The organism is Zhurongbacter thermophilus (assembly GCF_026184435.1).
Classification (GTDB): Bacteria; Coprothermobacterota; Coprothermobacteria; order Coprothermobacterales; family JAADFF01; genus JAADFF01.
Window position 1 is genome coordinate 83,177 of record NZ_CP046447.1, and the last position, 12,256, is coordinate 95,432.

Sequence of the window (12,256 nt, forward strand, 5' to 3'; positions counted from 1 at the left end):
CTATTTGGTGGCTATATACATGAATGTGCCGGGCATATCTCCTGTGCCAAACATCAGCAGACTATATACAACTCCTTGATTGTTTTCTGAGTAGATGCGGGAAAAATCACTGTGAAATTCCTTGGTGAATATGACCTTACCATCTTTTATCAGAAGTGCCAGTGCATGGTTGTAGTCGGTAGATGCAAATGCATATATAGATAGCCCTTTGGGTGCAGACTTAACATGCCATGTGCCACCTGAGAGGTCTATCTGGTATGTGCTATTTGCATATGTCTCTGTGGCACCTGTTTGTAGATGCCAGCTGAAAAACGGATGAATGGATAACTGGGGCTCGACCTGAACTTTGCTCAGTAGACTGTGGGGTGTGCCGGTGCTGTCTATGTCGTAGAGGTAGAAGGCATTTTTGTCGCCGTCTTGAGTAATAACATAGACATGGCTTTTTCCTTTTACCACTTTGATAATGTTACCCTCTATGCTTAGCTGTTTCACTTTGCCATCTTCGTCAATGGTGTATATCTTGCCTGTATCTGTGTAGAAAAAGCCCATGCTGTCAGATATGTTTGTGAAATACTTTACTGCTCCGTCTATGTTGGCACTATCCAGTGGGGTCACATTGCCCGTGCTGGGGTCAAAGGTGCAAAGTTTCAGCTGGTTGTTTTCAGATGTCTGTACTATGAAGATGTTTCCTATCTGGGTGATGAAATGAGGGTCTATATCTACTTTCTTTACACTGTCTTGAGAGATAAGATAGTTTTCTCCTTTATTCATATCGTTTGTGTAGATGGTTAGAATAATGTCGTCTCCCAGGGCAGAGATTTCTCCTCCTACACCATTTGGTAAGGAGCTATCTGTAGATGCCTCGGGGTTAACGGTTATACCAAGATTTCTGTTTTGCAGTATCTTACCGTCTTTGTCAAGGTATAAAAGGTATATGGTATTGTCTTTATTGACATATGGAATAAACACTGTATTGTCTTTTATAAGAAACACAGGTCCTCCTGCACCTGCTGGGAACCATAGGCTCATCTTGTAATCTGTCATTGTTGTTGTGTCAAATAATGTGCGTCCATCTGGAGCCACAAGCTTGTACTGCCACTGACTGTTTTGGTTATATCCTAATGCTATGAGTAGGTTGTCTCCTATGGAGTTCCATGTGATTGTTTCTTCATTGGCTCTTGGTATGGTTATGGAGTGAACGACCTTGCCGTTTTTATTTACGTACAAAAAGACATAGTCGTCTCCGTTCATTTCTATCCACGCGGAGCCATCTTCTTTAACATAGATGGGTTTTACTGCCGAGCAATCGCACCACGGTGTGCGGTATGTTGGTAGATATTCTGAGGTGTTGAATAGCACTTTGCCCTGTCTGTCTATCAGTACGGCAACACCTTCCCAAGGGAATAAAAGCCATGTCCTGTCTCCCCGTTTGTAGGGCATGACCTCCATTGCCGTGTTCTGATTTTGAAAAAGGGCTGTTTCACTCTTAGAACTGGTCTCTGGATTTATGTTAATGATCTTTTGTGTACCATCTCTATCGCCTATAACCAGTGTCAGCGTTGCACCATTTCCCTGTGCATACATGAGTTTGCCATCATCAAGCACCTCAGAACTACCGTCTTCTTTGTAGAGCACAACCTTGCCGTCTTTGGTATCTACCATATATGCATGGGTGGTAGATGTGGTCTGTGGACCGGTGCACCCTACAAATGAAGACAGTGCTAAAACAACTGTTAATACTACAACAAGCGATGAGATTCTTATTAATGTTTTCATATGTCTGTCCCCCTCTAGACACATTGGTAGTTAAGAAAAAATTTTACTATCACTAAAAGTATATCATGTTGTAACGGATTTGGTCACTTTTTATCTTGTAACCAAAGTATTTGATAAGTCCGCTTTATAAATGTAAGTGTTTCAGCTATATGCTATGAGCCCTAATGTCTCTTTATATACACAAATATGGAGCCGGGATTGTCTAGGCTGCGAACATTGGCATCTACAAACACGCTGTAGATACCATCTTGGTCAGACTCTGTATAGAAGGAGGAGTACGAACCACCATCGGGCATAAGCCACTGTTTGAATATTAGCTGAGATTTATCTAAAACGGCAATGATAGATATGTAAGGATAGTCATTTGAGGCAAATACATATAGATATGTACCATTGGGTGCTTTGTCCACTGTGAACTTTTTATCTTCGTATGTAAATGCCACATGGTTGTCCATGTAAGTTGTGCGAGTATGCGTTTTTATAGCCCATGTAAATGGTTCTTCATCGGATATATATGTGGGAGCTCCCTCGTGAATTTGTGTCAGTTTCAAATTGTCTTCCAGCTTGTATAAATGGTAGTTTATGCCATCGTTAGTTGTGAAGTATATAGGTGATGTAGGTATGATGTGACACCTCGAAATACCATTGCACTTATACATGTCTTTGTGGTATAGCCTGCTTGATATTTCTCCTTTAACTCCAATTGTGTCAAGGTTGATAAATTTTCCTTCTTCAGATAGTGCAAAGATGTGCCTATCGTATGTTGTCAATATGGCATAGTCTTTTAGCAGGGCTAACATCTCGGGATTTTTGCCGTCTATCTTCTCTACTTTGTGGGTTTCTGTGTTGTATATGTAAAACCAGTTAACACCACCTTCAGGTGTCTTGGTAGGTTCTATGATGCCGATATGACCCAGTGGGGTATAGCCCCATGCATCAGGTACAGAGGCAGTGTATATGTTATCTGATGTGAGGTGAATAAGTGTGGCATTATCTTTCCACTGATGATTAATCAGCACTACCCCGCCATCTTCAAGTATATATACACCTAAGGCTGTTTCATCGTAATTTATATCTAAAACCTTGTTGTATATAATCTTGCCGCTATCCTCTATCATAAGTAAATGCATGTGCTTTGCCTTATCAATATAGGGAATAACCATCTTATCGTTCAGTATATCTGTGACAGGTGAACCGGCACCTGCCGGCATTGTAAATCCATGATTGTAGTCGGGAAGGTTTTCTGTATTTAGTACTATCCTGCCGTCAGGGGCGAATATCTTGATTTGCCACATGTTTTGTATTCCGTCCTTTTCATATCCAACAACGATATTGTCCCCAAATGTGCCAAATCTTGCATTGTCTTTGCTGCTAATATTAGTATTAATGTCTTTTTGTATATTGCCCTTTGAATCAATGTATACAACGTATATTGTTCCCTTTCGGTCTGCTGTTATGAGCCATGCACTGCCATCTTCAAGCGTATATAGTGGATACTGGTCTATTGAGTCTGACCATGGCAGAGTTCTGTTGGGAAATGCTTTTTGTGAGTTGAATAAAATATTGCCTGACTTATCTATCAATACAGCAGTGCTATCCCATGGTATCAAGAGCCATGTGCCTTTTTGTGTCTTCTTTGCTATCGCTTCTGGTATTGGGTTATCACTTTTACTTGTGGCTATCTCAGTTGCCGTTGTATTATTTGTATTTAAGTTTGTGATGAGTAGTTTGAATGTTCCGTCTTTGTCCATGACCAGCGATAGAATCTTGTCCCCATTTGCCTCGGCGTATAGAAGATGTCCTTGGGAGATTTCTTTAGATGGGCCACCTACCTTGCTGAATACTACAGAATCTTTATGATTTGCCACTATAAAGACAGATGTTTTCTGTGTGCTTTGATTTGTTGTACATCCTATAAATAAAGCCAATAAGGTGGTGAGTACAATAAATATTGACAGGTACTTTGTCAATCTTCTCATGATTTCACCCCCCTAATGTGCTTGTCTACATCTTGGAAATGCCTTTTGCTCTTTAAGAGTATATCATGTTTTATGTTTGTAAATCTTAATAAAAATATGCATTGATTGCCTTGATGGGTTGTTTGTATAACAGAAAACTATGTTTCTCGAGAAGGCTATCAAGAATGATTAAGTTATTCGTTATCTATAAAGTTTTCTTCGATTGTATACTGTAATAAACATTGTTTACAAGGGGGTGTCTGCCGTGAAAATTGCCATTGTTTATGACACAAAGCGGGGTAGCACGGCGAAGATAGCGGGATATATAGCAGAACCTTTGAAAGAGGCAGGTCATGAAGTGGACATATGCAAGGTGTCTGAGTGCACAGATATATCTTCTTACGATGCCGTTGTTGTGGGTAGTCCTGTATACTACGAGTCTCCTCTAAAGCCTGTAAGACAGTGGCTACAGGAGCACAGTAGTGAGCTAAAAGAGAAACCTGTGTGTCTGTTTGTCGTGTGTATGGCACAGATGTTTGGGCATCCTTTTAAGTCGTATGTATACAAGCGTTACCTTGGTGCTTTGCGAAAAGCACTGGGCAAAGAGCCTCTATGCCAATGGGATATTATGGGCTATGTGCTAAAAGAAAAACCACAGTCAAGAGAAGATGCTATAACCTTCGGCAAGCATGTGCTTGAGGCTGTAGCAGATAGAGAATAAATCTATTGTGATTATTTAGTGTGTATTAAAACCCTAAGTATAAATATCCGTCTCGTAGTTTTTATATAATAAAGATGGTGAATAATATGAATGTAGATGAGGCACTACGCATACTCGGGTTTTCGCAGATGCCCGATGAAAAGGCTCTGAAGGACACATACCGCTCTCTTGTGCGACGGTATCACCCAGATGTTAGCACAGAGGCCGATGCTGAGATTCGCATGGCACAGGTTAATGAGGCGTACCTCATTGTTATGGAGGTTCTATCTGAGAAGAAAAAGACAAAGCCAGCTGAGCAGTTCTCCATTTCAGCACAGTCGCTTGCCATGCTTATAGAGGCGCTTGACCATTACAGTGTGTGTCCGGCTATGTTTCGTCTCATATACGACCTGAAAGGTGCACTAAGCACATACTATAAGGCACTGCAGATAGGTAAACCGGAGCTTATAAAGACACAAGAGCCTATGATTAAGAGGGCATATCTGTATCTGAAGATTTTTCAGAAGGTAGAGCCCACACTGGATGTTCTATCGGAAGATATCAGACACAGCTTTATGTATAGGCTTGGTGAGTTTCTTGCGGGAAACCACTGGAAAAACCTCAGTAGGGAGGTTAATACACTGCTGGAGGCATACTTTAGGGCATATAGCCTTATTGTGTCGTTAGAGGGAACCGAGCGGGTTCATATGCCAACGCTTCCGTCTGGGGGGAAGGCCGAACCGTCTCCCCTTGGGACATTTTCGGCTATGTCTATCTCCGGTAAGATACGCTCATTTGCTGCGCGGCTGAGGCTTCTTTTAGAGCCGAGGGTGTTTAAAATGCCCGATGAGCTGCTTGCAGAGGTGGAGGAGATAGGCAGACAGATAGCCGACCTGACATCGCTGGTGTATATGGCAACAGACCTTCAGAAACGGGTGATGAAGTATTCATACTTTGGGCCATGGATGAATGAGATCAAAGCATATATCACCAAGCTTGTGTCTGGTGCTGTGACTATAGGAGACAAAGATGTTGATGTGGAGGGTTTGAAGTTACTATACCGCTCTGCCGCATCCGTGCTTGACGAGATGGATGAGGTGCGGGCTCTTGCCCGAGAGGTTGCATCATTGTTTTTTAAGGCACATGTGCCTTATGATATTCAAGAATTTGTAGAAAAGGTGTCGCGTGGTGAGGTATTTGCCGGTAGAACATGGTCTGAAATCCCCATGCTTCTTCACGAGCTTAGGAGGTACCTTGAGGGGGTGCTTTCTCTGGGGGAAGTGGTGCGTGAGGTGTCTGCACTGCTTGACTCTATACACGAGAAAATATTATGTCTTCAGTGTGAAGACATAGATGAGGCATTTGACGCCCTGAAGGGGCGGGTATGGGGCAGGCTATCACCGCAGGTGCCTTCCACCGATGCCTTTTCTGCAATGCTGTCTGAGCTCAGGGCTATAGATGCATTTTTAGATGTGATGTCTCTGGAAGACTGTGACAGTGTATCTGGAGTGATGAGGGGACTGTATTCTGAGGAAATGTTACTAAGAAAAATGGGAAGGGAGTGAAGTGTATGGACAGAGAAGTGTTAAGTAGGGTGCTAAAGGAGGCACTCTCACGGGGAGGAGACTTTGCCGATGTGTTTGTGGAGGACAGCACACGCTACAGTATCTCTATGGAGAACAAGAAAATTGAGACCCCCAGTGTGGGTGGTGCCATTGGTGCCGGTGTGAGGGTTATCAAAGATGGTGTTGTTTACTATGCATCTACAGAGGACATTTCAGAGAAAGGTCTGCTTGATGCCGCACGATTTGTGGCATCTATGGTAGGTAGTTCCTCTAAAGATGTAGAGATAAACCTTGAGCCACTGACACCACCATTTCAGTGGCCCCAGCGTACCCTCATTATGCCAGATACCATACGCAGTGTTGCCGAGAACATTGTCATGAAGGCCAACGAAGGTGCATGGGCGTTTTCTGAGCGTATTGTTCAGGTTAGTGTGTCCTTGGTGCAGAGCCAGAGACATATATGGGTTGCCAACTCTCTTGGCAACTATACAGAGGAGTTTAGGGTGCTGACAAGACTTGCCGTGTCTGCCGTTGCAAAACTGGGCTCTTATCTTGAGCGTGGTTTCTCTGCACCGGGAAAGGCTATTGGTATAGAGCTATTTGAGACCTCTGTAGACCCATATGAGGTAGGACAGAAGGCCGCTAAAGTTGCCGTGACAAACCTCAGTGCCATAGATGCCCCCTCTGGTAATCTGCCTGTTATTTTGGCACCAGGCTTTGGCGGTGTCATATTCCACGAGGCAACAGGTCATGGTCTTGAGGCCGATGGTATCAGAAAGGGAACATCTGTTTTCAAAGATAAGATTGGCCAGAAGATAGGTACAGACAAGGTAACGCTGATAGACTCCGGCACATTGCCCGGTGAGTGGGGCAGTGGTCAGTTTGACGATGAAGGCTTTGAGAATCAGCATACTGTCCTTATTGAAAACGGAGTTTTGAAGGCATACATGGTGGATTACAGGGAACATCTCTTGACAGGGCTTCCCCATTCCTCTAGTGGTAGAAGACAGAGCTATCTTCATGCTCCACTGCCTCGTATGAGGAATACATATTTGGCACCAGGGAGTGACAAGTTTGAGGATATGGTGGCAGATATCAAGAAGGGTATATACGCCGTGCGCTTTGGCGGTGGACAGGTTGACCCATCTACTGGCAACTTTGTCTTTGGTGTCACAGAGGGTTATCTCATAGAAAACGGCAAGATTGGTAAGGCTGTTAAGAATGTCACATTGGCAGGTAATGGACTGGAGATACTCTCCCATATTGTGGGTGTTTCCGGTGAGGAAGACATGGACTTTTCTCCGGGTATGTGTGGTAAAGGTGGTCAAAGCGTGCCTGCCGGTATAGGCCAGCCATATGTGTATGTGGATAGCATTCTTGTGGGGGGGACGAAGTGATGATGGTGAGACCAATGGTGGAATATATCATAGATAAGATTAAACATATGGGATTTGAAGGAGAGGTATTTGCCTCTGAAGGTTATAGAACCTCTGTGGATATGAGGCAGAAGAATGTAGAAAAGGCACAGAAGGTATCCTCCAAGGGATATGGTATTCGCCTGTATAAAGATAGTAAGATGGGATTTGCCTATTCCAATGATTGGAGCAAAGACGGTATAGATAAGGCCCTTCAGATGGCAAAAGGCACATGGGAGCTATCTGATGAAATGCCAGAGATAAAGTTTCCCGGTGGCTACCATGTTAGAGAAGATGAAAGAGAGGAAGAAGAATCTGATATTAAAGATATTCTCCTGAAGCTGGAAGATAAGCTGTATACCGATAGCAGGGTGTTTACCGATAACTCCAGCGTGGTGCAGTCTTGCAGTCGCTTTGTTGTAATGAATACGGCCGGTGGTCTTGTAGACTGGTGGGAAAGCATGTCTTACCTGATGGCATGGGTTCTTCTAAGAGGTAAAAAAGGCATGAATGGCTCTTTTGCTTTTACATTTGGTAAAAAGGCATCTGAGCTGGATATAGACAGTGTTGTATCCCGTGCCATAGCCCGTGCAGAGTCTTCTCTTGATGGTGAGAGGCTTTCGGTGTCCGATGTGCCTGTTGTCTTTGATACCTATGAATTTGCCATGATATTCCTCTCTGCCATCGGTCAGTTTGACGGTGAGGCAGTGGGTAGGGGCAAGTCTTATCTTGCCGGTAAGAAAGACCAGCGTATAGCCGACTACGGATTTTACCTCATAGATGGTCCTGAGCATCCCGATTTGCCATTCAAAATACCATTTGACCATGAGGGTATGCCAGTGCAGAAGAAAGAGCTCCTTTCCAGCGGTGTTGTTCGTTCATTTATGTACGATCTCAAGTCTGCTGCTGAGTTTGGAGCTGTTTCAACAGGCAATGGCTTTAGGCATTCTTGGGCATCACTCCCGTCTGTAAGCCCTGCCATTACATATATTGAGATAAAGGGTAAAAAACCATTGTCTGACCTGGATAAATACTTCCTTGTTACCTCTGTTAAGGGAGTGCACAGTGGATTTTCCCCTATTAGTGGTACAATGTCAGTTGGTGTTGACGGTGTCTTCATAGATGGAGACAAGCGCATACCCGTGCAGGGTGTCACCGTCAGTGGTAACTTCTGGGAGATGCTTGGCAGAATAGCCGCAGCCGATAGCGATGTAGAATTTCTCACAATGGGTAGTGGTGTGTTTGGTGCACCTAAGGTTGCCTTTGAGGGACTGAAGATAACGGGATAATTCTCCTCCCGTAGAGGGTAGGCGGAGGGTATATACCCTCCGCTTTTTTATTTGTCAGATTATATTAAGAACAATATTCTTTTTATGCTTTTTTACGCAACTAATCATATAATAGTGGTGGTAAGGGGGTGTACATGGTGAAGAAGATCGAGTGGTCAGATGAGTTTATGTTAGGTATTCCCGAAATAGATATGCAGCACCGTTCCCTTGTAAATAGCCTTAATAAGCTTGTGGAAAAGTATGATACCAACCCCGGTGAGATAAAAGAAATATTAGATTTTCTTGTTGATTATGTGCTTCTTCATTTTGAAACGGAGGAGACGTTGATGGATAAATATGCTTATCCAGATATGGACGAACATGTAAAGGAGCACAGGGCGTTTACCAAGGATTTAAACAAGCTGATGGACGACTTTATTATGTTAGGTCCATCTCCCGAAATGGAGAGACGTATAGAAAAAGGACTTGTGTCGTGGATAGAAAATCATATTATGAATGTCGATAAAAAGATGGGGAAGTATTTAAAGGAGAAGATGGGATCCTAGCCCATCTTCTCCTGGAGAGATTATATCTTGAAGAAGGAAAGCTTTTCCGTGAGTACGGCAACAATATCTTTCAGCTTATGAGAAGTATTACTCAAATCTTCGGATGTTAGTTTTAGTGTGGATACCTCTGCTCCTATGCGTTCTATGACATTGGTTAGATACTCTACAGACGATTCCACCTCTTTCAGAGAAGAGGATATTTGCTGTGATGCTGCTGTTTGCTCCTCTGAAAGTGCGGCCAAGGATTCTGCTTTTTCACTAAGCACTCCTGCCTGATTGTGTATATTATGGAATATATTGAGGGTTTTCTCTTTAACTTCTACTGTTTGTGTTATACCCTCTGCTACACTTCCCATATCTGTTTTGGCTTCTTGTATTCCCTTTATAACATCTTTTAATACCTGTCCTATTTCATCGGCGGCTCTTCTGCTTCCCTCTGCCAATTTTCTGATTTCATCGGCAACAACGGCAAATCCCTTACCTGCCTCACCGGCTCTTGCTGCCTCAATAGCGGCATTAAGGGCCAAAAGGTTTGTCTGTTCTGCGATGTCTCCAACAGTTTTAACGATATTGCTGATAGTATCGGTAAATTCTAGTAGGTTCTCAACTTTATCTGATGCATTTTGGCTACGGGAAGCCACTTCTTTAATAGCATTGTCCAGCTTTTCCATTGCTTCAAGACCTTCTTCTATAGCAGATGTTAGCTCAGCAGAAATACCAGCCATGTTGGTTGCAGAATCGGCAAGTTCAGATGTACCACTAAGGATTTCAGAAACACTATCCAGAGTAGCTGATATATTTTTCTCTATTTCCTCTGAATGCTGACGAGAGTTTTCTACAGAGGCTGAGAATTCTTCTACAGAATTTTCTAATGTTAGCGCTTTTTGGGCTAAATTTTCGGACATCTGTTCAAGAGCTTGGTTAGTTTGCACAACAGAGAGAATAATGGGGGATAGTTTATTCTTTATAAAGTCTAGAATCTTGTTAACGGCTATACCAACTTCTGTTTTTAGTGCTTCTTTCTGTGTTTCTATATTTATGTATCCGTTTTCAAGTTTTTCAGATACTATTTCAAGCTCTTTGGTGGCCTTGAGGGCATTGGCCTGTATGTATATGCTATAGATGACAATGATAAGTAATATTGCCAGACAGGCTACAATTAACCCTCCTGTTAGGTATATTCCACTTGCCGTACTGGCTTTTAAATTAGAGTAAATCTTGTCGATGTTATCCCCTATTTGTTCTGCAATACTGTCTCCCTTATGCATGAGTTCGATACATTGAGGATTTCCGGCGGGTTTATCATATGAGAATATTTCCTCTGCAACTTTGTCAAGGTCTTTAAGTTGATTCTCAATGTTTATGAGTAGGCTCAAATTCTCCCCTTTGAGTTCTTTTTTCAGCAAGGCTATCTGATCGTTTATTTGGCTTAATAGCTGGTGGTAATCGTTGATTTCGGATTTATCACCTGTAATGATATAGTCGTTGATTGCCATATTGGCCGTATATATATCGTCCTTAAGCACAAGGAAGTCATTGGTTGTATCGAATAGTGCATTTATGTTGTATAGGGCAGTTAACATTGCTATAGCTCCCACTACCATCATTACAGCTGTGAATATAAGAACTTTTCCCAGCTTTTTCATAGAATCACCTCCATATAACCTGTTTAAATGTTTAGCTATCTATTAATTTTCTTCTTGAGATTTTACCATGTCTTGTTATGTTCATATATATAAACGCTACATATATTAAAAATGTGACACTTATTTTCTGAAAGCGATGTAGTATTAAGATGTATGGTGAAAATAAAGAACTGGTTCAAAAATAACTGGTTGCTAGTAGTTTCTGTTACTGTTGCTATTGTTTTGTATGCATTTGATAGAGGTCCTCTTCACCGCTATATTGGTTATCATGATGCCAAGGTCTTGCTTGTGCTTTTTACAATGATGCTTATAAGCGGAGGACTTGAGCGTAGTGGAGTTTTAAGATGGCTTTCTTATGTTTTTATGGACAGAGCGCATGGAACTTTTCAGGCCACGACTATGCTTATTATTATTACTGCTGTGTTTTCGGCTTTTGTTACCAATGACATAGCTCTAATGGTTATGGTGCCATTTACAATAAGGGTATTTCTCTCACTGGAATTGTCGCCTATGTGGCCTGTTATATTTGTCACTATTGCAGCCAATGTTGGTAGTAGCTTGACACCATTTGGTAATCCACAGAACATATACATCTATGCCTACTATGGCCTAGATTTTTCACAGTTTATCTCAGCTATATGGCCATTTACCGCTTTGGGTGTTTTCTTGCTTCTTGTGTCTGCTTATGTGTTTGTTGATAAGAAATCGCTTTCTATAAAAGGTGAAGTTTCTACTCAGTCATGGGCCATATGGTATGTTTTATCTCTTCCTCTATTTCTCTATGGTGTGCTCTTAGACGATGTGTTTATTCTTACCATTCTTGCTGTTATACTCGGTATTTATTCTCTGTGGCACCAAGATGTGTGGGCTGATGTTGACTTTTCGCTTTTGCTTATATTTGTTAGTTTCTTTTTCATCAGTGGAAGTATCACGCATATGTATAATCCGGAACCTCTAACATCGTCTAAATCGGTATTTTTGCTTTCTGCTTTTCTATCTCAAGTCATATCCAATGTGCCGACGGCTACTATACTGGCAGATATCACACCGCTCTGGAAACCACTTCTTATAGGTGTGTCGGTTGGAGGGGTGGGGACACTGATAGCCTCTATGGCGAACCTCATAAGTTACAACATATATGTGCGTAGGGTGGGTAAAGACCGTTATCTGTGGTACTTCCATGTATACAGCTTTGCCTTTTTGGCCATATTGATAGCGTTTATGTGGTTTTGGGTGTAGATTGTCTGGTCCTGACTTTAAGAGAGAATGTTGTGTTGCTGATCATCTTAGAATAAAAGCCCCCTTCTTGCCTCACATGTATAGCCAAAGGATGCGCTAATAAAATGTAAAACAACAAGAGGA

At 42.3% G+C, this 12,256-nt stretch carries 9 protein-coding genes; 6 read left to right on the forward strand and 3 right to left on the reverse strand.

Annotation, left to right across the window (positions count from 1 at the left end; translation table 11 throughout):
- A complete protein-coding gene (locus GM182_RS00385) occupies positions 1-1,776 on the reverse strand; it encodes an SMP-30/gluconolactonase/LRE family protein (protein WP_449186622.1) in 1,776 nt (591 codons plus the stop codon).
- A gap of 161 nt (positions 1,777-1,937) precedes the next feature.
- A complete protein-coding gene (locus tag GM182_RS00390; protein WP_449186623.1) occupies positions 1,938-3,755 on the reverse strand; it encodes a hypothetical protein in 1,818 nt (605 codons plus the stop codon).
- Positions 3,756-3,999: 244 nt separating this feature from the next.
- Here GM182_RS00390 and GM182_RS00395 point away from each other — a divergent pair, with 244 nt between their 5' ends.
- The 5 genes from GM182_RS00395 to GM182_RS00415 all read left to right on the forward strand — a co-directional run bounded on the left by GM182_RS00395 (position 4,000) and on the right by GM182_RS00415 (position 9,248).
- Positions 4,000-4,455: a flavodoxin domain-containing protein gene (locus GM182_RS00395; RefSeq protein ID WP_449186624.1), complete on the forward strand. Its 456-nt coding sequence runs from the start codon at positions 4,000-4,002 to the stop codon at positions 4,453-4,455.
- 86 nt (positions 4,456-4,541) lie between these two features.
- Positions 4,542-5,999 carry a DnaJ domain-containing protein gene (locus GM182_RS00400; RefSeq protein WP_449186625.1) on the forward strand — a complete coding sequence of 486 codons (1,458 nt, stop codon included), beginning with the start codon at positions 4,542-4,544 and terminating at the stop codon, positions 5,997-5,999.
- Positions 6,000-6,004: 5 nt separating this feature from the next.
- Entirely contained in the window at positions 6,005-7,396 is a 1,392-nt protein-coding gene (locus tag GM182_RS00405) for a TldD/PmbA family protein (RefSeq protein WP_449186626.1), read from the forward strand.
- On the forward strand, positions 7,396-8,703 hold the full coding sequence (locus tag GM182_RS00410; protein ID WP_449187261.1) for a TldD/PmbA family protein: 1,308 nt from the start codon (positions 7,396-7,398) through the stop codon (positions 8,701-8,703). The genes GM182_RS00405 and GM182_RS00410 overlap by 1 nt, the downstream gene beginning before the upstream one ends.
- A gap of 137 nt (positions 8,704-8,840) precedes the next feature.
- Positions 8,841-9,248 (forward strand): bacteriohemerythrin, encoded by a 408-nt coding sequence (locus GM182_RS00415; RefSeq protein ID WP_449186627.1) that lies wholly within the window; start codon positions 8,841-8,843, stop codon positions 9,246-9,248.
- A 20-nt stretch (positions 9,249-9,268) separates the two neighbouring features.
- Here GM182_RS00415 and GM182_RS00420 read toward each other — a convergent pair whose 3' ends face one another.
- On the reverse strand, positions 9,269-10,894 hold the full coding sequence (locus GM182_RS00420; protein WP_449186628.1) for a methyl-accepting chemotaxis protein: 1,626 nt from the start codon (positions 10,892-10,894) through the stop codon (positions 9,269-9,271).
- 153 nt (positions 10,895-11,047) lie between these two features.
- Here GM182_RS00420 and GM182_RS00425 point away from each other — a divergent pair, with 153 nt between their 5' ends.
- Entirely contained in the window at positions 11,048-12,133 is a 1,086-nt protein-coding gene (locus tag GM182_RS00425) for an SLC13 family permease (RefSeq protein WP_449186629.1), read from the forward strand.
- Positions 12,134-12,256: the final 123 nt, after the last annotated feature.